At 71.3% G+C, this 23,819-nt stretch carries 18 protein-coding genes; 3 read left to right on the plus strand and 15 right to left on the minus strand.

Annotated features, from left to right (window positions below; genetic code table 11):
* Positions 1 to 223: 223 nt before the first annotated feature.
* Positions 224 to 2,671, minus strand: a complete 2,448-nt coding sequence (locus ASF75_RS12560) for a GH92 family glycosyl hydrolase (protein ID WP_235517667.1) — start codon at positions 2,669 to 2,671, stop codon at positions 224 to 226.
* A 145-nt stretch (positions 2,672 to 2,816) separates the two neighbouring features.
* On the opposite strand from ASF75_RS12560, the gene ASF75_RS12565 reads away from it, so the two are divergent.
* A complete protein-coding gene (locus tag ASF75_RS12565; protein ID WP_056071888.1) occupies positions 2,817 to 3,992 on the plus strand; it encodes a MalY/PatB family protein in 1,176 nt (391 codons plus the stop codon).
* Between the two features lie 72 nt (positions 3,993 to 4,064).
* Here the strand turns inward: ASF75_RS12565 and nagB are convergent, their stop codons facing one another.
* Entirely contained in the window at positions 4,065 to 4,850 is a 786-nt protein-coding gene (nagB, locus tag ASF75_RS12570; RefSeq protein ID WP_056071891.1) for a glucosamine-6-phosphate deaminase, read from the minus strand.
* Positions 4,851 to 4,910: 60 nt separating this feature from the next.
* Between nagB and ASF75_RS12575 the strand changes: the two genes are divergently transcribed.
* Positions 4,911 to 5,390, plus strand: coding sequence for an NUDIX hydrolase (locus tag ASF75_RS12575; protein ID WP_017888122.1), 480 nt, complete (start codon positions 4,911 to 4,913; stop codon positions 5,388 to 5,390).
* A 164-nt stretch (positions 5,391 to 5,554) separates the two neighbouring features.
* On the opposite strand, the gene ASF75_RS12580 is transcribed toward ASF75_RS12575, so the two are convergent.
* The 11 genes from ASF75_RS12580 to ASF75_RS12630 all read right to left on the minus strand — a co-directional run bounded on the left by ASF75_RS12580 (position 5,555) and on the right by ASF75_RS12630 (position 19,352).
* Complete coding sequence (locus tag ASF75_RS12580) at positions 5,555 to 6,625, minus strand: ABC transporter ATP-binding protein (RefSeq protein ID WP_017888123.1); 1,071 nt, start codon at positions 6,623 to 6,625, stop codon at positions 5,555 to 5,557.
* On the minus strand, positions 6,622 to 7,536 hold the full coding sequence (locus tag ASF75_RS12585) for an ABC transporter permease (RefSeq protein ID WP_082509733.1): 915 nt from the start codon (positions 7,534 to 7,536) through the stop codon (positions 6,622 to 6,624). Before ASF75_RS12585 ends, ASF75_RS12580 begins: the two co-directional genes overlap by 4 nt.
* Positions 7,533 to 8,498, minus strand: a complete 966-nt coding sequence (locus tag ASF75_RS12590; protein ID WP_031260253.1) for an ABC transporter permease — start codon at positions 8,496 to 8,498, stop codon at positions 7,533 to 7,535. Before ASF75_RS12590 ends, ASF75_RS12585 begins: the two co-directional genes overlap by 4 nt.
* A gap of 5 nt (positions 8,499 to 8,503) precedes the next feature.
* Positions 8,504 to 9,646 carry an ABC transporter substrate-binding protein gene (locus ASF75_RS12595; RefSeq protein ID WP_017888126.1) on the minus strand — a complete coding sequence of 381 codons (1,143 nt, stop codon included), beginning with the start codon at positions 9,644 to 9,646 and terminating at the stop codon, positions 8,504 to 8,506.
* A 228-nt stretch (positions 9,647 to 9,874) separates the two neighbouring features.
* Positions 9,875 to 10,738, minus strand: coding sequence for an NAD(P)H-hydrate dehydratase (locus ASF75_RS12600; RefSeq protein WP_056071897.1), 864 nt, complete (start codon positions 10,736 to 10,738; stop codon positions 9,875 to 9,877).
* A complete protein-coding gene (locus ASF75_RS12605; RefSeq protein WP_056071900.1) occupies positions 10,728 to 11,468 on the minus strand; it encodes a histidine phosphatase family protein in 741 nt (246 codons plus the stop codon). The genes ASF75_RS12600 and ASF75_RS12605 overlap by 11 nt, the downstream gene beginning before the upstream one ends.
* A 385-nt stretch (positions 11,469 to 11,853) precedes the next feature.
* Positions 11,854 to 14,889 (minus strand): alpha-mannosidase, encoded by a 3,036-nt coding sequence (locus ASF75_RS12610; RefSeq protein WP_056071903.1) that lies wholly within the window; start codon positions 14,887 to 14,889, stop codon positions 11,854 to 11,856.
* Positions 14,890 to 14,993: 104 nt separating this feature from the next.
* On the minus strand, positions 14,994 to 15,887 hold the full coding sequence (locus ASF75_RS12615) for a carbohydrate ABC transporter permease (protein WP_371830315.1): 894 nt from the start codon (positions 15,885 to 15,887) through the stop codon (positions 14,994 to 14,996).
* A 5-nt stretch (positions 15,888 to 15,892) separates the two neighbouring features.
* Positions 15,893 to 16,843, minus strand: a complete 951-nt coding sequence (locus ASF75_RS12620) for a carbohydrate ABC transporter permease (protein ID WP_017888131.1) — start codon at positions 16,841 to 16,843, stop codon at positions 15,893 to 15,895.
* 108 nt (positions 16,844 to 16,951) lie between these two features.
* Positions 16,952 to 18,310, minus strand: coding sequence for an extracellular solute-binding protein (locus ASF75_RS12625; protein WP_017888132.1), 1,359 nt, complete (start codon positions 18,308 to 18,310; stop codon positions 16,952 to 16,954).
* Between the two features lie 199 nt (positions 18,311 to 18,509).
* On the minus strand, positions 18,510 to 19,352 hold the full coding sequence (locus ASF75_RS12630) for a PhzF family phenazine biosynthesis protein (RefSeq protein WP_056071906.1): 843 nt from the start codon (positions 19,350 to 19,352) through the stop codon (positions 18,510 to 18,512).
* A gap of 144 nt (positions 19,353 to 19,496) precedes the next feature.
* Between ASF75_RS12630 and ASF75_RS12635 the strand changes: the two genes are divergently transcribed.
* Positions 19,497 to 20,009 carry a hypothetical protein gene (locus ASF75_RS12635; protein ID WP_056071909.1) on the plus strand — a complete coding sequence of 171 codons (513 nt, stop codon included), beginning with the start codon at positions 19,497 to 19,499 and terminating at the stop codon, positions 20,007 to 20,009.
* Between the two features lie 199 nt (positions 20,010 to 20,208).
* Here the strand turns inward: ASF75_RS12635 and ASF75_RS17410 are convergent, their stop codons facing one another.
* Together ASF75_RS17410 and ASF75_RS12645 are read right to left on the minus strand one after the other, a co-directional pair.
* Positions 20,209 to 22,527, minus strand: coding sequence for a lamin tail domain-containing protein (locus tag ASF75_RS17410; protein WP_162243024.1), 2,319 nt, complete (start codon positions 22,525 to 22,527; stop codon positions 20,209 to 20,211).
* 267 nt (positions 22,528 to 22,794) lie between these two features.
* A complete protein-coding gene (locus tag ASF75_RS12645; protein ID WP_156463879.1) occupies positions 22,795 to 23,772 on the minus strand; it encodes a hypothetical protein in 978 nt (325 codons plus the stop codon).
* Positions 23,773 to 23,819 lie beyond the last annotated feature (47 nt).

The following is a 23,819-nucleotide window of genomic DNA, read 5'->3' on the forward strand; positions in this document are numbered from 1 at the left end:
GGACGATGCGATGAACGCGGATGCGACCGCCCCTGAGCCGAACGCACCGCCGTCCGAACCGGACAACGGTCGCTCGGGATGCAGGTCAGTGACCGCTCGCCCCGCCGCTCGCGCGACCGCTTGCATGGTCGGCAGATCGACCGTCAGATCCCCCATGGTTCCCCCTCGTGTTCCCCGAGGAGGTCAACATATCACCGCTGAAGTACGGTGTGTCAAGGGGTGTTCAGTGATCGATCGGGCGCCCCCGCTCGCCGCTTGCCCAGCCCGTGTCCGCCGAGTTGCCCACCCGCAGCGACAGCGTCCCGCCGCGCGTCACGAACGACGCCGGCACCCACGACCGCTCGTGCGTCCACCCGTTCAACCGCGCCCCCTGCACGTACGGCTCGGTCCCCGAGGACCGGATGACGAGCCGCTCTCCGCTGGAGCGTCGGATGTCGACCGTGCTGAACGTCGGGCTGCCGATGAGCATCTCCGCTCGCCCGGGCGTCTGCGGGAACAGCCCGATCGAGGCGAAGACGTACCAGGCGCTCATCGTGCCGAGGTCGTCGTTGCCCGGCAGCCCACCGGGGCCGGTCGAGTAGGCGTCGTCCACGACCCGGCGCACGGTCTCCTGCGTCTTCCAGGGCGTGCCGAGTGCGTTGTACATCCAGGGTGTGTGGATGTCGGGTTCGTTCGTCGGGTCGAACTTCGTGGCGTCCCCGCCCGTGACGGCCCAGTTGCCCGAGGCGTCGTGGAAGAAGTCGTCGAGCCGTGCGACGGCGGCGTCGTCACCACCGAGCGCGCTCGACAGCCCCCGCACGTCCTGCGGCACGAGCCAGGTGTACTGCGCACTGGTGCCCTGCGCGAACCCGGTGCCGGTCGAGGGCGACCAGTCCGTCGTCCACGATCCGTCGGCCTGCCGAGCGGCTTGGTGGCCGACCGCCGCGTTGAAGGTGTTCTTCCAGTACCCACCACGAGCGGCGAACATCCGGGCATCGGAGTGCAGTCCGAGTGCGCCTGCCCAGTACCCGAGCGCGCTGTCGGAGATCGAGTCCTCGAGGGTCTCGGCCGCACCACCCCAGCAGGCGCAGTCGTCGTTCGCGGCGTACTGCCGGTCCAGGTACTCGTCGAGCGCGGGCCGCTGCGACAGGCACTGTCCGGGGCACCCGACGTCGCTCTCGGCGTCCGCGTTCTCGACCGTCGCCTGGCGCTTGAGGGAGGCGTAGGCGGCCCGGACGTCGAAGTTCCGGACGCCCATGGCGTACCAGGTGGCGAGCGTCGCGGCCGAGGGGTCGCCGGTCATCACGTGCGTCGGCGCTCCGAGGTGCAGCCACCGGTCCCACACCCCGCCGTTCTGCTCGGCGAACCGCAGCATCGACTGCGCCATGTCCCCGGCGACGTCCGGCCGCAGCAGGGCCAGCAGCTGGATCTGCGCCCGGTACTGGTCCCACCCGGAGTACGTGCCGTAGACGGCCCGGTGTCCGCGGTCCATCCGGTGCACCCGCAGGTCCGGCCCGAGGTAGCGCCCGTCGCGGTCGTTCAGCGTGTTCGGCTGCATGAGTGCGTGGTAGACGGACGTGTAGAGCTGGGTGGTGCGGTCCGCCGTGCCGCCACCGACGCGCAGGCGCGACAGTTCACGGTTCCAGGAGGCCCGTGTGCCGGCCGCGACGCTGGCGACGGTCGAGCGGCCGGTCACCTCGCCGTCACGGTTCGCGACCGCCCCGGCCGCGCTCACGTACGAGATGCCGATCTTCGCCTGCACCGTCGCTCCGCGACGCGCATCGAACCCGACCCACGCGCCGGAGCCGCGTCCGGCGCGGTCGGCGCCGGTCAGGTAGCCCTCCCCACCGGAGGAGGACGTGCCTCCAGGCTGGACCGTGCCGTCCTTCCAGGTGCCGGTGCTCGCGAACGCCGTGTCGAAGGTCGCGGTGAAGTAGAGGCGGTAGTAGCTGCGACGGTCCGGGTTGGTGGCGCCGCCGCCGTTCGCGCGGCGGCTGCAGAAGCCGCCGGTCAGGACGCTGCCGCTGACGGTGCGGGTGCGGGGGTCGACGCGGGTGACCGCGGCCTCGCTGCCGTTGATCGAGTTCGAGGTGCGGAACAGCAGGTTCGCGTCCTTGCCCGCCGGGAACGTGAACGCACCGACGCCGGCACGCGTGGTCACGGCGAGGTCGGCGCGGACGCCGTTGTCGAGCGTCACGCCGTAGCGGCCGGGGCTCGCCGACTCCTGGTCGTGCGAGTACCCGGCGGCGTAGACGGCGTCCTTCGAGTCTGCCGACGGCGAGGTCGTGACCGGGGTGGTGACCGGCATGATCGGCACGTCGCCGGCTGCCCCCGGAGCGCACCCGGCGCCGTTCAGGTGCGTCAGACTGAAGCCACGCAAGCGGTTCACGTCGTACGAGTACCCGTTCGCGACCGGGGTCGACGTCTGGTCACCCGCGGTGCCCGTGGGACTCCACTGCATCATCCCGAACGGCGCCGTGGCACCCGGCCAGGTGTTGCCGTTGTTGCTCGTGCCGATGAAGGGGTCGACGTACCGCGCAGGATCGCTGACGGTCCGCCCGGCCTGTGCCGAGGGCGAGCCCACAGCGGGCGCGGCGACGATCGCTGTTCCCACCAGGGCGGCGATCGCGGCCACCGCGGCGAGCGGGAACGGACGGACGAGCGGGCGACGGTGCACGCGAGATCGGTTCACATCGGCGACGCTAGCCCCCTCGGACGGGGGACGCCGCCCGCGTCACCGATCGCTCTCCCGCTGTTCACGTCGGGTCCGGCGTCGGACGCGGCGCCGCCCAGGCCCGACCCTCGCGCCCCGCGGGGGTCGCTGTCAGGATGGGCGCATGAGCGTCATGGTGTCCGTCTTCGATGCGTACCGGTCCCGCACGAGCGAGAAGTACACGGCCTACCCGCCGGACGTGCTCCCCATGTTCGTCGCCGAGATGGACAGCATGCTCGCCGAACCGATCCGCGACGCCCTGGTCACCGCGGTGACGAACGGCGACACCGGCTACGTCGGGCACGGACGGGCCCTGCCCGAGGCGTTCGCCGACTTCGCCGAGAGCCGGTGGGCGTGGCGGGTCGACCCCGACCTGGTCCGCACCACCACGGACGTGTCGGTCGCTGCGGTCGAGGTGCTGCGCCGGGTCATCGAGCCGGGTGACCAGGTGGTCATCATGCCGCCCGTGTACCCGCCGTTCTGGGAGTACGTGTCCGAGGCCGGCGGCACCGTCACCGAGGTCCCGCTGCTCGCCCCCGCGGGCCCGGCCGACCCCTTCGACACCACGGCCGGCTGGCGGATGGACCTGGACGGCCTCGCGCAGGCGTTCGCCGACGGAGCCCGCACGGTGCTGCTCTGCAACCCGCACAACCCCCTCGGCCTGGTGCACGACCGCGAGTCGCTCGTCGCACTCGCGAAGCTGGCCGCCGAGTGGGACGCCGTCGTGGTGTCCGACGAGATCCACGCGCCGCTCGTGCACGCCGACGCGGTGTTCACGCCGTTCCTGGAGTCCTGCCCCGAGGCCGCGTCGCTCGGCGTCGCCCTGACGAGCGCGAGCAAGGCCTGGAACCTCGCCGGCACGAAGTGCGCGATGATGATCGGCGCCTCGGAGCGGGCCCGCGCGTGGTTCGACGGCCTGCCGACCGAGGTCGTCGAGCGCACCGGCATCCTCGGCTACACGGCGAGCGTCGCGGCCTTCAGCGAGGGCGGACCGTGGCTGGCGTCACTGCTCACCGAGCTCGCGGCAAACCGGCGCACCCTGGCCGAGCGGATCGGCGACGTGCTGCCCGGCGCCGAGTACCGGCAGCCGCAGGCGTCGTACCTGGCGTGGCTCGACCTGCGGGCACAGCCGTGGGGCGACGACCCCGCAGCGGAACTCGTCGACCGGGCGAAGGTGGCGCTCGGCTCCGGCCCGGCGTTCGGACGGCAGGGCCGGGGCTTCGCGCGGCTGAACTTCGGGTGCTCGGCGGAGACCCTCGACGAGGGACTCAGCCGCCTGGCCGCAGCCGCCCGCGCCTGAACCCGAGCTGCGTCGACCGGCGTGTGGCTGCCGCGAGACGCCGGCGTGTGAGTGGAGAGAAGGGCGCAGCGCCTACTCGAACCGCTGCCAGGCCGGCTTGTTCGCGTACGTGTAGCGGTAGTAGTCGGCAAGCTGCAGCCCGGCGGCGGCTTCCTCGTCGACGACGACGGTCGCGTGCTCGTGCAGCTGCAGGGCCGATCCGGGCACGAAGGAGCTGAGCGGCCCCTCGACCGCGGCGGCGACGGCCGCTGCCTTCGACGGTCCCTGGGCGACGAGGACGAGCTCGCGGGCCTCGAGGATGGTGCCGAGCCCCTGCGTCATGCAGTGCGTCGGGACCTGCTCGGGCGAGTCGAAGAAGCGCGCGTTGGCGTCACGGGTCGACGGCGCGAGGGTCTTGATGCGCGTACGCGAGGCGAACGACGACGTCGGCTCGTTGAACCCGATGTGGCCGTTCGCTCCGATGCCGAGGATCTGCACGTCGATCCCGCCCGCGGCACGGATCGCGGCGTCGTACTCCTTGGCCGCGAACTCCAGGTCGGCGGCACGGCCGTCCGGCACACGCACACGCGACGCGTCGAAGCCGAGCGGTGCCACGACGTCGCGGGCGATCACGGCCGCGTACGACTCGGGGTGCTCGAGCGGGATGCCGACGTACTCGTCGAGGGCGAACCCACGGGCCTCGGCGAACGAGATCTCGCCCGCCTGCACCCGGCGCTGCAGGTCGGCGTAGATGCCCTGCGGGCTGGATCCGGTGGCGAGACCGATGACGGCGGACGGCTTCTTAGCGACGACGGACGCGATCTTGGCCGCGGCGACGCGACCGACCTCGTCCGGCGTGGGCAGGATGATGATCTCCACACCACCAGCCTACTGGTCATGACCAGTCTGCGACAGGGGTCGGGTGGGTAGCGTGGAGGCATGCCGACCCCCGACTTCGTCCTGTCCCTGCGCGAGAAGATCGGCACGGCGCCGCTCTGGCTGTCGGGCGTGAGCGCCATCGTGACCCGCGGCTCCGGCGCCGATCGCGAACTGCTCGTGGTTCGGCGGGCCGACACCGGTGCGTACACCCCGGTCACCGGGATCGTCGACCCGGGCGAGGAGCCCGCCGTCGCCGCCGAACGCGAGGTCCTGGAAGAAGCGGACGTCGTCGCGGTCGCCGAACGCCTGGCGTGGGTCCAGGTGCTGCCCGAGATGACCTACCCGAACGGCGACCGCTCGCAGTACCTCGACCTGGTCTTCGCCTGCCGGTACGTCTCCGGCACGCCGAACCCCGCCGACGGCGAGAACACCGAGGCGTTCTGGGCCCGGCTCGACGCACTGCCCGACATGTCCGAGAACATGCGCGCACGCGTCGAGGCCGGGCTTGCCGACGAGCGCGAGGCGCGCTTCCAGCGCTGACCTCACCGGCCTGGAGGCGCGGTGCCAGGCCGCCACGGGCCTCCCGTCCGCCCGTCGGTCGCGCCCACCCCGCCGAAGCGACAGTGTGCCGCGAACGTTCCGCAGCGAACTGTCGCTTCCGCAGAGGACACCGGCAGGCCCGGCGGGAACTGTCGCCCTCGCGACTACGCGAGCGGCGCGACGGCGACGGGTGCGCCGAGCAGGCGCACGGCGACGGGGTCGCCGGTGGCCCGGCGGTCACCGACCTCGTGCTGGACGGTCACGACGGTGTCGTCGTCCAGGCGAACGGTGGTGCGGCGGATCGACCCGAGGAAGCTCGAGCTGACGACGGTGCCGGTGACGCCCTCGGCGGCGAAGGCGATGTCCTCCGGTCGGACGTAGGCGAGCACCGGTCCGTCCGCGATCGACGAGTCGAGCGCCGGCACGCGGAACCCGTAGACGAACACGTCCGCGCCGCGCAGGTCGCCCTGCAGCCGGTTCGACTGCCCGACGAAGTCCGCGGTGAAGGCCGACGACGGGGTCCGGTAGAGCTCCTCGGGCGTGCCGATCTGCTCGATGTCACCCGCCTGCATCACGGCGATCCGGTCGGAGACGGCGAGCGCTTCCTCTTGGTCGTGCGTGACGAACACGGTGGTGATGCCGAGGTCGCTCTGGATGCGGCGGATCTCGTCGCGCAGTGAGACCCGGACCTTCGCGTCGAGCGCCGACAGCGGCTCGTCGAGCAGGAGCACACGGGGCCGGGTGACGAGCGCTCGGGCCAGGGCGACACGCTGCTGCTGCCCACCCGAGAGCTGGTGCGGGTACCGCTCGGCGAACTCGCCGAGGCGGACCATGTCGAGGGCCTCGACGACGCGGGTCTTGCGCTCGGCGGCGGGGACCCGGCGCATCTCGAGACCGAAGGCGACGTTCTGCCGGACCGTCATGTGCGGGAACAGCGAGTACTGCTGGAACACCATGCCGATGTCGCGCTTGTTGACCGGGGTGTCCGCGACGTCCTGGCCGTCGATGCGGATGGAGCCGGCGTCGATGGCCTCGAGGCCCGCGAGTGCTCGGAGCGCGGTCGTCTTGCCGCAGCCGGACGGACCGAGGAGCGAGACGAACTCCCCCGGCTCGACCCGGAGCGACAGTCCGGCGAGGGCCCGGTGCGGGCCGTAGTGCTTCTCGACGGCGTGCAGTTCGACGACGGCACCGGTGGTGGCGAGGGACGCCGGGGCTACCGGGGCGGTGACGGTCATGCGGACTCCTCGAGTCGGGGACGACGGGTGGTGCGGGTGCGGCGGACGCGGGTGGTGCGGCGGGTCCCGATCCGGCCGATGAGGACGAGCAGCACGAAGCCGAACAGGAGCGCGGCGACCGAGAAGATGGCGGCGACGTACGGGTCAGTCCCCTGCACGAGGACGAGCCCGGTCTGGAACGTGGAGCGGGAGAGGAACGAGGCGAGGGTGTACTCGCCGAGGACCACGGTGATCGTCAGGAAGCACGCGGCGGTGATGCCCCGGCGCAGGTTCGGCAGGAGCACGCGCCAGGTGACGGTCCACCACGAGGCGCCGAGCGACCTGGCCGCCTCGGACAGGACGATCAGGTCCGTCGCCGTGATGGCGGCCGCGATCGGGCGGAACGCGAACGGCAGCGTGATGATGCCGATCGCGAACGCCAGCGTCCACGAGCCGGACCCGAAGACCTGCGAGACGACCTGGTACACGGGGATGAACCCGACGACGAGCACCACGACCGGCACGGTGATCGGCACGATGCAGACGAACTCCAGGACGCTCCGGAGCCTGGGGTAGCGGAGCGCGGTGATGATCTGGGCGGGCAGCAGCACGAACAGCACGATCCCGACGGTGATCACGGCGATGAGCAACGACGCCCCGAGCCCGTCGAACACCGGCTGGTAGGTGAAGGCGTTGGCCGGGTCACCGATCGCCGCCCAGTGCGCGAGGGTGAGCCCACCGTCCGTGCCCTGCCGGAAGGTGAACTGCAGCAGCGCGACCAGCGGGACAGCGAACAGGAGCCCGATCACGGTGAGCACGATGGCTGCCGCACCACGGGACGGGGCGGTGCCGAACCGGCGGACGCGGGACGAGCCTCCAGACCGGACGGGACGTACCGGCCGCACCGGCCGCACCGGAGCCGCGGCGCTCATCGCTGCCACCTGGCGGCCCGGCGCTGCAGCAGCGAGTAGGCGCCCATCACGACCGCCATCACGACGACCATGCCGAAGGCGAGCACCCCGGCGACGTTCTGCAGGCCGACGATCGTCTCGCTGGTGAGCTGCGTGCGGATGGTGAGCGGCACGATGCCGCCCTGGGAGATGAGGGCCGCGGCGGTGGCGTACGACGAGAAGCCGTTCGCGAAGAGCAGCAGGAGCGACCCCCAGAACGCCGGCGCCAGCACGGGCAACGCGATGCGGCGCCAGTACGTCAGGCGCGAGGCGCCGAGCGTCGCCGCGGCCTCACCCCACTGCGCTTTGACGCCCTCGAGTGCGGGCATGAACGTGAGGACCATGAGCGGCACCTGGAAGTAGACGTAGGGGATCACGAGCCCGGGCACCGTGTACAGGAAGGCCCCGTCGGCGTTGAGGTCGACGTGGAAGACCGTGACCAGCCAGGTCGTGACGAGTCCCTGCACGCCGATCGTGGCGATGAACGCGAACGCGAGCATGACGCCGCCGAACTGGGCGAGGACGCTGGCCGCCGAGTCGATCATCGACCGGACCAGTCCGTCCGGCCGCAGCGCCGAGAGCGCCCAGCAGACGACCGCGCCGAGCACCGCGCCGATGACCGCGGATGCGGCGGACAGGCCGAAGGACCCGGCGAACGCCTGCAGCACCGAGGGGTCGGCGAAGGCTGCGAGGTTCGCGAGCGTGAACGCGCCGGAGCCGTCGAAGAACCCGCTGCCGATCGCGATCACGGCGGGGACGGCGAGGAAGAGCAGGACGTAGGCGGCGAAGGGGGTCAGCCCCAGCCAGGCGAGGCCGACGCGGCGCCGGACACGGGGTCCGGCGCCGCGTCGGACGGCATCGGCGGGCGCCGCCGCGGACGCCGTGCGCGCAGTGCTCGGGGCGCTCGTCGCCGTCGCGGGCGCGTCTGCCGATGCGGTGGTCATGCTGCTCAGGACCCCATCGTCGAGGACCACTTGGCCTTGAGCACCTTCGCGGCGGCGGCGACCTGCGCGTCGGTCAGCTCGACGTAGTCCTTCGGCGCACCACCGGCGGCGTCGAGGGCGTCCTGGTCGACCTTGCCCGACTTCGTCAGCGCGGCGAGGGTGGACGGGAAGGCGCCGGCCTGCAGGTACAGGTTCTGGACCTCGGGGCTGGCGATGTACTCCTCCCACAGGCGGGCGGCCGCGGGGTGCGGGGCGTCCTTGTTGATGGCCTGCGAGTAGTACGAGCCGAGCGCCTGCCCCTTCGGGACGACGGTCTTCCAGTCCTTGTTGCCCGAGCCGCCGGCGGCGGGACCCCAGGCCAGGTTGTTGTACGACCACTGGACGACGACCGGGGTCTCACCCGAGGCGACGGTGGCCTGCGTCGGCAGCACGTTCTGGAAGTTGCCGGCCTGCTTGAGCTTGCCGAAGAAGTCGACGCCCTTGGTGATGTCGTCGGCCGAGCCGCCGTTCTCCAGCGCCGCCAGGTACACCGCGGACGCGGCCTGGTTGGCCTGCGTCGGGTCGCCGCCGATCGAGACCTTGCCCTTGTACTCGGAGCCGAGCAGGTCCGTCATGTCCTTCGGGGCGTCGGAGATCTTCGACGAGTCGTACCCGATCGACATCAGGCCGGTGTAGTCGCGCGTCCAGGCGCCGTCCTTGTCCTTCAGGTTGGTGGGGATGTCGTCCCAGTTCGCGACCTTGTAGTCGGCGAACAGGTCGAGGTTCTCCTGCAGCACGGCGTTGCCGAGGTCGAGCACGTCGGGGGCGGTGGACTGGCCCTTCTGCGACTTGACCGCTGCCACCTCGTCGGCGCTCGAGCCGTTCGGGTTCGCGGAGTTGATCTTGATGCCGTACTTCTTGGTGAAGCCGTCGATGATCTTGCCGTAGTTGGCCCACGTCGGCGGGAGCGTGATGACGTTGAGCTGGCCCTCGGCCTTGGCGGCCTTGACCAGGGCGTCCATGCCGCCGGCGGACTGGGCGCTGGTGGTGGTCTTCCAGTCGGCGTCGCCCTTGCTCGTGCTGGCGGAGCTCGTCGAGGAGCATCCGGCGAGGGTGACGACTGCGGCGGCGGCCAGGGCGATGCCGGCCAGGGTGCGCTTGTGCTGCACGGGTGGGCCTTTCGGGTGGGAGAGGGTGCTGCGCCAGACCGGGTGTCCGGGTTCTGGTCGATCGTGGACGCAGCCGGTTTCCGGCCCGTGCTCCGGTGGTGAACGACGGCGGAACAGCGGGTGCGGCTGTACGCATTGCTCGTTCTGGGCGCAGGGTTGCGCCCGCACCAGGCCTGGAGGCGCGGATGCGGTTCACGACGACGGTGCCGCGGGTCGTTCCGGGCGCGCTCAGGCTCCGAGTTCGACGAGGACCCGCGGGATCTCGGTCACGAGTTCGCTCGCCAGGTAGCCGAGTGGTCCGACCTGCACCGCGAGCCGGTCACCGGCGGCAGCGTGCACGTACGACGCCCACGCCACGGCCTGTGCCGGATCGGCACCGCGGGCGAGCAGCCCGGTGACCGCGCCGGACAGCACGTCCCCGCTCCCGCTGGTGCCGAGGCCACCCGAGCCGGTGCCCTTGAGCCACGCACGACCGTGCGGTGTCGCGATGGCGTCACCGAGGGCGACGACCGCACCGAACCGGTTCGCGATCGCGACGGCGTCGGCCACGTCGTCGTCGCTGCACTCCCGACCGAGCAGGCGTTCTGCCTCGCCGGAGTTCGGCGTCATCACGAGCCGTCCACGCAGCGGTTCGAGGCGGTCCCGTACGTCGGCGGCGACACCGAGGGCGAAGGCGTCGAGCACGACGGTGGTCCGCGGACCGACGACGTCGGCGAGTCCGGCCACGAGGTCACGGGAACCGTCCGGTTCGTCGAGTCCCGGGCCGACCAACACGGCATCGGCGCTCGAGGCGCTGTCCGCGATGCCCTCGATCGCGCCGACGGCGATGTGCCCGTCCTGGTCCTCGTCGAGGGGCTCGACCCCGGACTCGGGCACGGCGACCGCGACCTCGTTCGCGACGCTCCGGCCGACGGCCAGGGTGAGGCGACCGGCGCCGACGCGGAGCGCGGCGAGCGCCGAGAGCAGCGCGGCTCCCGGGGTGCGAGCCGCACCCCCGATGACGAGCACCTGCCCGCGGCCGTACTTGCCGGCACCGGGTTCGGGCAGCGGCCAGTCACGCAGGAAGTTCGGGGTGACGGGTTCAGTGGACATGTTCGTCGTCCTTCCGGCCGGTGTGCTGGGTGACCTCGTCGTCGTCCAGGTGTCCGACCGAGGAGAACTCCTCGAGGACCCACGGCGACCCGGCGCCGTCGCGTCGGAGTCGGGTGAGGGAGGCGTTGGCGACCGCGTGGGTGTGGGCGAACTCCATGAGTGCCGGCTCGTCGAGGTCGAGGCACACCGCGACGGCGAGCATCACCACGGCGTCGTGTGCGGCGATCACCAGGCGCTCGACACCGTCGACCCGCTCGAGGTCACCCAGGAGCGTCCGGAGCCGGAGCATCACGTCCGCCCACGACTCCCCGCCCGCGGGCCGGTGGTAGTACTTGCCGAGCCACTGCCGGCGGCGTTCCTCGTCGGGGTACCGGTTGCGGACGCCCTGCAGGGTCAACAGGTCGAGGACGCCGAGTTCGCGGTCGCGCAGGCGCTCGTCCACACGCTTGCGGGGTTCGGCGAGCCCGGCTGCCTCGAGCGCGATGGCGATGGTCTGCTGTGCCCGGAGGTACGGCGACACCCAGAGCGCGACGGGGACGTCGTCCATCCCGCGGTCGGCGAGCTCCTGCCCGAGAGCACGTGACTGGGCGGCGCCGAGCGGGCTGAGCGGGACGTCGGCGTCGCGGAACTCGACGTCGATGACGTCGTCCCCCGCTGCCTCGGCCCGAGCCGCTGCGACGTTCGCGACCGATTCGCCGTGACGGACGAGCCAGATCTCCTGCACTGCCATGCCGCCACGCTAGCCAGAGCGTGCTGTGCCGGTTCACCGGTGCGACGAGGTCACCGCACGCGAGGTCGCCGACGTCGAACCCACCTCGCAACGCCGCGTCCGCAATGCCGGACCGGCCACCCGCCCAGCGGGCCGATGTCGCGAACTGTGGACGGGCCTCCAGGCCTGGGCGGTTGTGGAGGGAAGACGTTCCTTCCCAGAACGGGCGCGATGCCAAGCGGGATCGGGCGTACCTGGCCGGAAGTTCCGACCAGGTACGCCCGATTCGACCAGCGACGCCCGATTCCACCCGGCCAGCCCCGCGCACAACACGGCGCCGAACGGAACGCACCCGTGTCCCGTCCGGCGCCGCGGTCCCTCCCAGCAGTGCGCCGGGCCCGCTGCCTCAGGCCCGACGCACGCGCAGCGTCACGATCTCGAACGGACGCAGGGTCAACGCGACTGCTTGACCGGCCGACCACGAGCGCTCCAGCGGCCGCTCGAGCAGGTCGACCTGCGACACCGACTCGACGTCGAACCCGAAGGCCACCCCGACGTCCGTCGCCCGGCCCCCGAGCCCCTCGTACAGCCGCACGACGACGTCGCCGGAGCGGTCTTCGGCGAGCTTGACGGCCTCGACGAACACCTGCGGCGACGACACCGTGACGAGCGGCTCGATCGGGGTCGACCCGGGGACGCTCCGCACCGGCAGGTTCAGCCGGTACCCGGAGTCTGCGGCGTCGAGCACCGAGGCCCCGATCCGCAGCACCGTCCGGAACACGTGGTGCCCCTGGTCGGCGTTCGGGTCCGGGAACGTCGGTCCGCGCAGCAGCGACTCCCGTACGAGCGTGGTGGTCCCGCCGTCCGCCCGGGTCTCACGCGTGATGTCGTGGCCGTAGGTCGAGTCGTTGGCCACGGCCACCCCGAACCCCGGCTCCGCGACGTGCACCCAGCGGTGCGCCGACGTCTCGAACCGGGCGTGGTCCCACGAGGTGTTCTGGTGCGTCGGCCGGTCGATGTGCCCGAACTGGATCTCGCTCGAGGCCGACGACGCGAGCACGTCGATCGGGAACGCGAGCTTCAGCAGCTTCTGGTGCTCGTGCCAGTCGACCTCGGTCTCGACGGTCAGCTCCGGTTCGCCCTGCACCGCCGAGTAGCGCGTGGTGAGCGTCGACGATCCGAAGGACCGCTCGACCACGAGCGCGTCGCCTGCGATCGAGACCGACGACGCCGACAGCACCGTGCCGTTGCGCTGGTACGCGCGGTCGATGTCCCAGGCCTCCCACTGGTTCGGGGTGTCGCGGAACACCGTGTACTCGGCCGCCGCCGCGCCTGGCGCGATCGCGTCGCGTCCGGTCGCGGAGTCGACGAAGGACACGACGTGGCCGGCTGCGTCGATGGTCGCGGTGACGACGCCGGTGTTGAAGACGAAGCGGTCGCCTGCCCGGACGGGAGGCACGGGTCGCGGCGCGTGGACGACCGAACCTGCAAGGGCGGTCACCTCTCCCGCCGCGACCGGCGAGGCGTTGAAGCGCACGACCGACGCGGTGTCGTCGGCTGCGCCGGCAGCGGCACCGCTCCCGCCTGCGGCGAGCGCCGTCGTCGCGCTCCCGATCAGCCCCTCGAGCACCTCGGCGACCCGGGCGTACTGCTCCTCGGCGTTCTCGTACACCCACGCGATCGAGGACCCCGGCAGGATGTCGTGGAACTGCTGCAGCAGGACGGTGTGCCAGGCGTCCTCGAGTTCGGCGTACGGGTACTCGCTGCCGAGCCGGACGGCCGCCGTCGCTGCCCAGAGCTCGGCTTCGCGCAGCAGGTGCTCGGAGCGGCGGTTGCCCTGCTTCGTGCGGATCTGCGACGTGTAGGTGCCGCGGTGGAACTCCAGGTACATCTCCCCCGACCAGACCCCGGGCGTCGGCAGTTCGGCTTCGAGCTGCTCGAACACCTCGGCGGGCGTGCCGAGGGTCACGTGCGGCGACCCGTCGAGGTCGTGCTGGCGGTGTGCGGCACCGACCATCTCGCGGGTGGGACCGCCACCACCGTCGCCGAAGCCGTACAGCAGCATCGACGTGTTGGCGGTGCCGCGCTCCTTGTTGTTCCGTTCGCCGCGGCGCAGGTCGGCAGGTGAGACGTCGGAGTTGTAGGTGTCGGCCGGGGGCAGGTGCGTCAGGACGCGTGAGCCGTCGATGCCCTCCCAGTGGAACGAGGTGTGCGGGATGACGTTCGTCTCGTTCCACGACGGCTTCTGGGTGACGAACCACTTCGAGCCGGCGGCGCGGACGATCTGGGGCAGGGCGCCCGAGTAGCCGAACGAGTCGGGGAGCCAGGCCTCGGGGGTGTCGATGCCGAACTCCTCGAGGAAGAAGCGCTTGCCGGCGACGAACTGGCGGGCCAGGGCCTCACCGCCGGGCAGGTTGGTGTCCGACTCGACCCACATGCCGCCGACGGGGATCCACCGGCCCTCGGCGACGCGCTGCTTGATGCGCGCGAAGACCTCGGGGTACTCGTCGCGGATCCACGCGTACTGCTGGGCGGACGAGCAGGCGAAGGTGAAGTCGGGGTCGCGGTCCATCAGGTCGAGCACGTTCGAGAACGTCCTGGCGCACTTGCGCTTCGTCTCGCGCACGGGCCACAGCCAGGCGGAGTCGATGTGGGCGTGCCCGACGGCGATGGCACGGTGGGCGGCGGGGCTGGCGGGGACGGCGAGCACGGGCGCCAGGACCTGCCGGGCGTCCGCGGCGGTACCGGCGACGTCGTCCGGGTCCAGGGCGTCGGCGGCCCGTTCGAGCGCGCGCAGGATGTCGGCGCCGCGGGTGCCGTCGGTGGGGAGCTCGGCCATCAGCCCGCGCAGCACCCAGAGGTCCTGCTGCAGTTCCCACACGGTGTCGTCCCGCTCGACGACCTCCAGGGCCTTCAGGCGGTAGATGGGGTCGTCGCCGGCGGTGGAGCGCGAGCCGAGCGGCGTCGCCCCCTGGAACGAGTCGCCGCCGATGTCGGGGTTCGCCCCGGCCTCGATCCAGAGCTCGAAGGACTCCCCCGGGCCGACCTCGAGCGGCACGGTGTCGTTCCGCGGCTCGATCGCCTTGATCGTGGAGCCGTCGGCGCGGAACGCGAGTCCCTCGGCCTGGAACCCGGGCTGCCGCTTGGTGAACCCCAGGTCGACGAGGAGCTCGGCGGTGGTCCCCTGCGCGGTGCCGAAGTCCGCCGGCACGGTACCGGTCACCCGGAACCACGTCGTGCCCCACGGGCGCCCGCCCCAGTGCGACCCCACCGTGAACGGTGTGTACGTCTCGCCCACGGCGGCGTCGAACGGCACCGGTTCGCCCGGCACCTCCCACGCCTCGATCGTCACCGGCGCCGAGCGACGGAGGACGGCGGGGTCGACACGGTCGCGCACGAGGCGGGCGATCCGGGCCTCGACGAGCGGTTCGTCCTGGTGCATGTGCTTCCTTTCTGGTTCGCGGAACACCGGTGTTCGCGGATCGAACCGCGGTTCGCGGGTGTTCGACGCGCGAACACCGGTGTCTTGCGGGGGTGGGGCCGGCGTCAGCCCTTGATGCCACCGGCGAGGGCGTTGCCGCCGCCGAGGCCTCGGGACACGATCACGTAGAGGGCGATGACGGGCACGGAGTAGACGATCGAGAACGCGGCGAGCTGGCCGTACGCCACGGCCCCGTTCTGCCCGAAGAAGTTGAAGATGCTCACCGCGGCGGGCACCTTCTCGGGCGAGAGCAGCAGGACGAACGGGACGAAGAAGTTCCCCCACGCCTGGATGAACACGAAGATGAACACGACCGCGATGCCCGGACGCATGAGCGGGATCACGATGCGGGTCAGGGTGGTGAGCATCGAGGCGCCGTCGGTCCACGCCGCCTCTTCGAGCGAGATCGGCACCGAGTCCATGAAGTTCTTCGCCATCCAGATCGCCATCGGCAAGCTGGTGGCGGCGAGGAAGAAGATGCAGCCCCACACGTTGTCGATCAGGTTGAGCGACACGAACAGCGCGTAGACGGGCACCATCATCGCGGTGATCGGCAGGCCGGTGCCGAACAGGATGCTGTACAGGAACGGCTTGTTGACGCGCATCTTGTAGCGGGACAGCGGGTACGCGGCCAGCAGGGCGAACACCACGGTGACGACCGCGGTGCCGCCGGAGAGCAGCAGACTGTTCGCGAGCGGGATGAACGACAGCTCGGGGGTGAGCACCTTGGCGAAGTTGTCGAGCGTGAACTGCGACGGCAGCTTCACCGACAGCGACGCCTGGGTGTCGAACGAGGCGAGCACGAGCCAGAGCAGCGGCACCGCGAAGCACACCGCGATGACGAGCAGCACGACGTTCGACACCCACCGCATGGTGCGGCCGCGCGGCGAGGTCATGTGCATCGACCCCGGTGCGGTCACCGATCGGGTCGTGGTCTGGTCGAGGGACGGGGCTGTCATGGCCATCAGTCCACCTCCGGCTTGAGGGCTCGGATGTAGATGATCGAGAAGACCGCCCCCACCACGAGCAGGATGGTCGCGATCGCGGTCCCGAAGCCGAGCTGCGAGAACTTGAACGCCTCCTGGTACGCCAGGATCGGCAGGGTCGACGAGTTCGTGCCCGGGCCGCCGCCGGTCATCACGAAGATCAGCGTGAAGACCGACAGGGTCTGCAGCGTCGTGAGCATGAGGTTCGTCGAGATGCTCCGGCGGATCACCGGGAGCGTGATGTAGACGAGCCGCTGCCAGCCGGTGGCGCCGTCGACCTCGGCGGACTCGGTGATCTCCTCGGGGACCTCCTGCACGGCGGCCGAGTAGACGAGCATCGAGAACGCGGTGCCGCGCCAGATGTTCGCCAGGATCACGGCGAGCATCGGGTACGTGTAGAGCCAGTTCGCGCCGGTGATCCCGATGGACGCGAGGAACGTGTTGAGCGTCCCCTCGTCGTTGAAGAACGCGTACGCCGCGAAGGACGCCACGATCTCGGGCAGGACCCACGCCGCCACCACGAAGGTGCCGACGATCGCCCGCACGGCCTTGTTCGCCGAGCGCATCAGCAGCGCCAGGCCGAGCCCGAGCACGTTCTGCCCCACCACGGCCGAGGCCAGCAGGAAGACGATGGTCAGGATCACGGACTTCGGGAAGTCCGGGTCCTGGAACAGCTCGACGTAGTTCTGGAAGCCGACGAACTGCTGGTCGGCCGCGCTCGCACCGGTCAGGGCCGAGTTGGTGAACGACCCGTAGAACGACGAGATGACGGGGCCGAGCAGGAAGATGACGAGCAGGACCAGGGCGGGCAGGAGCGGGACGGCTCGTCCGACGTTCCGCAGTGGTCGCCGCTTGCGCGGCACGGGTGGATCGGTGCGCTTCGGCGCACCGGGCGCCGACAGCGTCGGCGCGAGGGGGGTGCTGGACACGATGGGTGCCTTCCGGGTGCGGAGGGGTTCCGAAGGTGGGGAAGGACGGATGGGAGGCGCGGTGCGGGACCGCCCCGCGCCTCCCGTCCGTCAGTGGGTGACGGACCGTCAACCAGCGGAGACGGTGTTCTCCTTGCCGACCACCTGCGTGACGGCCTTGTCGTAGGCGGCAGCCGCGTCCTTCGGCGACTGCTGACCGGTCATGACCGCTTCCATCGCGACCTGGATCGCGTTGGACACCTGCGAGTAGTCACTCGTCGCCGGGCGGAAGTTGGTGTTCTCCACCAGCCCCGAGAAGAACTTGAACGTCGGGTTCGCCGCCGTGTACTCCGGGTCGTCCGCGACGTCCTTCCGGACGGCGATCTGGCTGTTCTCGGTGTCGTACTTGAGCGAACCGTCCTTGTCGAGGAAGCTCGTGATGAAGTCGAACGCCGCCTGCGGGTTCTTCGACTTCGCGCCGACCGCCAGGGTCCAGCCGCCGGACATCGAGTTGTAGCCGGGAGCCTGCCCGTTCTGGGTCGGCATGGGTGCCTGGCCCATCACGTCGTTCCACTCGGGCCACGGCGCCGTGCCGGACTTCAGCCACGTGCCGGACTGCCACGAACCGTCCAGGTCGATCGCGAGCTTGCCCTTCGGCAGCCACGTCTGGGCGATGGTCGTGCCGACGTTCGTGTCGAGCGCCTGCTGCGGTGTCGGGCCGAGGCCGCCCTGGTAGACGTCCTTCACGAACTTGAGCGAGTCCTCGAACTGCTTCGAGCCGGTGACCCACTTCTTGTCCTTGTACAGGGTGTTGCCGGAGCCGTCGGCGCCGTACAGGAGCATCTCGAAGCCCTGCATGGTCGAGGCCTCGCCCTGCGCCTTGCCCGAGTAGATGTTGAACGGGATGACGTCGGGCTGCTTCTCCTTGATGGTCTTCGCCGCCGCGAGCACGTCGTCCCACGTCTTCGGCTTCCACGGGACGTCGAGCCCGGCCTTCTTGAAGATGTCCTTGTTGTACCAGAGGGCTCGGGTGTCGGTGCCCATGGGGACGCCGTAGATCTTGCCGTCGTCACCCTGCCCGGCCTGCTTGGCGTTGTCGAAGAACTGGTCCCACTCGTCCCACTTGTCCGTGTACTTGTCGAGTGGCAGCAGGTAGCCCGCCTCGGCATCGGCCTTGACGAGGAACGTGTCCTCGTACATGACGTCCGGGGCCGTGGCCGGCGCCTTGTTCATGAGCGCGAGCTTGGTGTAGTAGTCGTTGCCCTGCGCCTGGATGGGCACGAGGGTGACCTTCTTGCCCGGGTTGTCCTTCTCGTACTGCTTCTTGACGACCTTCATCTGGGCGTCGAGCTGCTGGAAGGCGCCGAACTTCTGGTACGCGATCTTGATCGTGTCGCTCGAGGCGGACCCCGAGCTCGAGCAGCCAGCCAGACCGACTGCGGCCACGGCCACAGCTGCGAGTCCGGCGATGATGCGGGTGCGTTTCATCGGTGCTCCTTTGCACGGGTGATGTCCGCGGGCACCATCGCCCGCGCGCAGGATTAGTCCACCGTATTGACTTAACCGTGTCAAGGGGTTGCCTGGCGGATTCGGGCGCACCGGGTCGAATCGGGCGTACCGGGTCGGAAGTTTCGACCAGGGACGCCCGATTCCGCTTCATCGCGTGCGTTCTGGGAAGGAACGTCCGTCAGGAGATCGGCGTCGCGCTCCCCCTCACCGTGATCCCGCCGGCCTCGGGCACGTCCACGAGCAGCAGACTCGGACGCCCGACGTGCCGCCCCTGCCGGATCGTGATGCGGTCGCCCGGCTGCACCGCACCGATCTGCCGCAGGTACGCCCCGGTCGACGCCGCTGCCGATCCCGTCGCCGGGTCCTCGGTGATGCGTCCGGCGGGGAACAGGTTGCGCGCCTCGTACTCCCGGTCGCCGGTGCGGTGCAGCACCGTGACGGTCCCCGCCCAGCCGGCCTCGCGCTTGAGCTCGGCCAGGGGCCCCGGCGCGAACCGGAACTGGTGGAACAGCTCGTAGTCGTGCAGCACGAGCACCGGGTGCCAGTTGCCGGCGAAGGACTCCAGCACCGGGAACCCCGGAGCGATGTCCGCGGCCGAGAGCCCGAGCAGGTCGAACAGCCGCACCAGCAGAACCGGGTCGATGTCCCGTGTCGCCGGCTCGACGCTCGTCATCGCGACCAGCACCGAGCCGTCCGCACCGACGGTGGCATCGAGCGTGACCTCGCCGGCCAGGGTCGTGAACACCCGGCGGCCCGGCCCCTCGCGCTCGGCCAGCGCGACGGCCAGCGCGACGGTGGCGTGCCCGCAGAACGGCACCTCGGCGCTCGGCGAGAAGTAGCGGACCCGCGGCCCGGTCGCCGTCGCACCCACGACGAAGGCGGTCTCGGGGTACCCGACCTGCCGGGCGACCGCGAGCATCTGGTCGTCGGACAGTCCGGCCGCGTCGAGCACGAGCCCTGCGGGGTTGCCGCCGCCCGGCTCGGCGGCGAACGCGGTGTACCGGAGGATCTCCTGCTGCATGCCCCGACGATACTGCGGCGTCACGACGGGGTGCGCGGGCCGATCACCGACGGGTGGCCCGGCGTGGCGGGTGGGGGTAACCCCCGACCACATCCGGGTGCGCACGTGATGTTTCAGCGACGCGTCCGTCGTGAGACTGGATCCATGAGCACCGACACGCGCCCCACCACCGCTCGCCGCACCCTCCGGATCGCCCTCGCCACCACGGCTGCGGTGTCCGCCCTGCTGCTCACCGCCGGCTGCAGCGCGATCCAGGACATGGTGCCGAACAAGACGCCGCAGAAGCACTTCGACACGTACTCCGACGCCCCGCACTCCGGGGAGTCCGAGGACCTGGCCTTCTTCATGCCGAAGTGGGTGCCGAAGGACGCGAAGGACATCGACGTCCGCCTCCACGTCTCGCAGCCCGGGTACGTCATCGGGTTCGCCTCGAAGGACGGCGTGGACGTGGACGCCTGCACCCCGCTCGACACGTCATACGGCGGCACGGCGATGACCGCCGACTTCCTGCCGGAGCGTCTTCCGACCAAGGGCCTCGTCACCTGCGGCGACGGTCGCGCGGTCACCGAGATCGACGGCCGCTGGTACGGCTGGACCACGAAGGACGCCATCCCCGGTCAGGACGACACCCAGACCATGCACGGCACCGAGCACTGAACGCAGCCACCCGCGGCCTGGAGGCGCGGGGCGGCCCCGCACCGCGCCTCCCGTCCGCCGCGCGGTCGCGCCCACCGCGCATGGTGAGCAGAAGACGTCGGGTCCGCACCGCGAACCCGACGTCTTCTGCACACTCATCGCCCCGACGTGGGGCGTGGGGACTACTCCGCCGCCGCAGCCCGACGGCGGCGACGCACGATCAGGCACCCATCCCTGCGGCGCCCGTGAACGCGAGCTGCCCGTCCGCGGTGATCGTGATCGGGGTCCACCCGATCAGCGTGCCGTCCGCAGCCGTCACCGCGAGGCGGTGCGCACCAGCCACCGTGTCGGCAGGGATCGTCACCCGGACCGTCCCGTCAGCAGCGACCACAGCCGTGCCGATCAGCGTCGGCTCCGAGAACAACCACACGTTCACCGTGTCACCGGCAGACGCAGTACCCACCGTCACCGTGATGGTCTCCCCCGCACGAGCCGACGCCGGAGCCGAGACCCCACCACGGTTCGCCTCCGTCAACACCGACTCCGACGGCGCCACCGGGGCGACCGGCGCAGCCGACGGACCAGGGGTCGGGACCGCGGTGGGCGTCCCACCCGGAGTCGGGGTCGGCGTCGTGCCGCCGTCGCCCGGAGACGGGATCGGCGTCGGCGTGGGCTCCGTGCCCGGGTCGGTGTCGCCGCCCTCGCACGGGTACGTCCCCGTCCGCAGCGAGAACCCGTCCGTGTCGTTGTCGTCGGCGGAGAAGGTCGCGCGCTCCCCGTCGGTGCAGACGCCCGAGATCGCGAAGCCCTCGTTGGCGAGCGTGCGGTCGGCGGCCGAGGGTGCCTCGTACAGCGTCGAGGCGCTGAAGGCCCCGTCGGTCACCTCGTACAGCGCGGTCCGGCCGGAGCACACGTCGTCGCAGACCACCCAGAGCGCGTCGAGCGTCGGGTCGAACTGCACGTCGGCGACGACAGCGAGCGAGGTCGCGATCGTGGCGATGCGCGCCGAGGACCCGTCGTCCATCAGGGCGTAGGCGTACACGCTCGCGGTGCCCTCGACCCCGACGAAGAACAGCCCCTCGCCGTGTCCGGCGTAGCGCGACGGTGCGTAGGCGGCGCCGGTGCGCTCGTCGGTGAAGCCGTGCGCGGTGAGCCAGGTGTCCGGGATCCAGGTGACGCCCTCGAGCCCGGCGTTCGCGCCGAGCCCGGGGAAGTCCGCGGCGAGGTTCCACTCGTCGGTGGCCCGCAGGGTGGCCTCGGAGCCGTCGGTCGTGGCGTAGCGCAGGACCGACGGGCGGCTCGTGCTCGACACGTCGTTGTTGCGCTCGGTCGACACGTAGACGGCGCCGGGGTCGTCGCTCGTGACGGTCACGCCCTCGGCGTCCGGGGTGCCCGTGCCGTCGGCGTAGCGCAGGTCGGTGCCCGCGGCGTTCGACGGTGCCCAGCCGCCCGCGCCGTCCGAGGTCAGGTGGTAGAGCAGGCCGTCGCCGTTCTGCACGGCCCAGAGCTGCCCGTCCCGCGAGGTCGTCGAGGTCGTCCAGTCGAGGCCGCTCAGGTCACCGGTGAAGGTGTCCTCGTCGTCGAGCACGGTCTCGTCCGGGCCGCCGGGCCAGGCCTCGGCGGTGACGACGCCGGCGAACCGGTTCGCCGCGCCCTTCGTGGGTGCTGCCGTCTCGGCGAAGTCCCCGGTGCCGTCGGGGTTGCGGCCGTACGTCGTGGTCGCGTGCGCCGTCCACGAGGTCGAGTCGACGACCGCGCCGCGGGCGTCGAACAGCCGCGCGGAGTCCGCCTCGCCGAGTCCGAAGCCGAACGCCGCCTCGTCGAGGACGGTGAAGCCCCCGGCCGCGACGGTCGTACCCGCGGGGATCGTGTACGCGTGGTCGTCGTCGTTGTCGCGCAGCACGTACCCGCCCAGGTCGACGGTGGTGCTGCCGGTGTTGGTCAGCTCCACCCAGTCGCCGGGGGTGCCGTCCTGCGACTCGACCTCGTTGATCCGCACGGGTGAGGAGCAGTCGTTCGCAGCCCCCTTGGTCGACGCCGTGGTGTCCACGAGCGGCCCGACACCGTCGGCGCAGCGGCCGTAGGTGACACCCGCGTGGGTCGTCCAGGCGTACCGGAGCACCAGGTCGCCGGCAGGGTCGTAGAGGCGCGCAGTGTCGGCACCACCGAGCCCGAAGTCGAAGCCGGGGGCGGTCGCGGACAGCTGGTCGACGACGAAGTACCCGCCGGCGGCGATCGTCGAGCCGCTGGGGAGCACGTACGCGTCGTGCGAGTTGTCGGAGTCGAGGAACGCGTACCCGGTCAGGTCGATCGCGGCGTCCGAGGTGTTCTCGAGCTCCACCCAATCGGTGTCGTCGGCGTTCGACTCGACCTCGTTGACGACGAGGCCGTTCGCGGCGACGGCACCGACGGACGGGTCGTCGTCACCGACGGCGGCGAGGGCCGGGCTGGCGGTGACGACACCGGCGGCGACGACCAGGGCAGTCGCGACGGCCGCGCCGATGCGGAGTGTGGGTGGGCGCAGGGCAGGAGCGCGCATGCAGGGTCCTTCTCGGGGGCGATCGGGCTGAAGACCTGCACGACTGTTCAGCATCCACGCGACCGGCCGGTGGCCGCCCGGTGAACGGGCGGTGTCCCAGGTCGCGCCCGGCGCGCTGGACGCGCGACGTGTCGGCCTGGAGGCTCGGGGCGGGCCCGCACCGCGCCTCCCGTCCGCCGTGGGCACAGCCCACCGCACCCGGTGCGCAGAAGACGCCGGGTCCGCACGGCGAACCCGACGTCTTCTGCACACTCGTTGCCCGGGGTGTCAGCGCTCGGTGACCTCCGAGAAGTCGGGCGTCCCGTCGGGCAGCGCGGGCAGGGGCGTGCCGTCGACGTAGCGGGGCCAGGCCAGCGCGCGGGAGGCCGTCGGACGGGCCGCGTACCGACGGCCGTCGGACGCGACGACCGTGCCGGGCTCGGGCGTCGGTGCCGGGGCGAGCTCAGGGTGCAGTGCAGGTGCGGGCGCGGGCGGCGCGGGCGCTTCGGGCACGGCAGCCTCGGGCTCCGGAGCGGCGGGCGTCGGCGTCGCACCCCACGCCGGCTGCTGGTCGGGCACCGGCCACGTCGCCGATGACCGGGGCGCTCGGGGCCGGAACAGCGCGTTGCTGAGGGGCACCACGACGGTACCGAGCAGGTCGAGGATCACCACCACCCAGACGAGCCGCCAGTAGCCCCGCGCGTAGTCGACGTCCGGCGCGAGCAGCGGGATCGAGAGCAGCAGCGCGAGCAGGGCGATGACGCCGACGGTGGTCTTCGCGACGACCTGCAGGACGGGCGTCGGGTAGCGGCGGTGGATCACGAGCAGCAGGTGGACGTGCAGGAGCGCCACCCGGGCGACGCCGACGAGCCAGATCCAGTGCCAGAAGTGCTCCAGGACGTACCAGATGCCGTCACCGTCCGGCCCCGTCGGCACGATCCACACCTTGTACAGGCCGGCGACGAGCAGGTACATCGACGTGGCGATGCTCGCGAACGCGAAGATCCCCGACCGCCGGGACGACACGTCGGCGTCGTACCAGGACAGCAGTGCGAAGACGACCACCACGACGATCGTCAGGAGCAGCTGGACCGCGACCATGCCGAAGTCGCCGAGGAGCACCGCGGCGATCCCGACGAGCCCGGCGGCGACGACCGCGCCGATGATCGTGCGGAAGACGAGCGGGCGCACCCTCGCCCACCGCGGATCCATCGTGCCGTCGGTGCTGTCCGTGCTGTCCGTACTGTCCGTGCCGCTGTCCGTCATGTGTCCCCCGTCGTCCCCGCACCCACGGCGGGTGCGTCGGATCGCAG

This window comes from Curtobacterium sp. Leaf154 (genome assembly GCF_001424595.1).
In the GTDB taxonomy this organism is placed as follows: Bacteria; Actinomycetota; Actinomycetes; order Actinomycetales; family Microbacteriaceae; genus Curtobacterium; species Curtobacterium poinsettiae.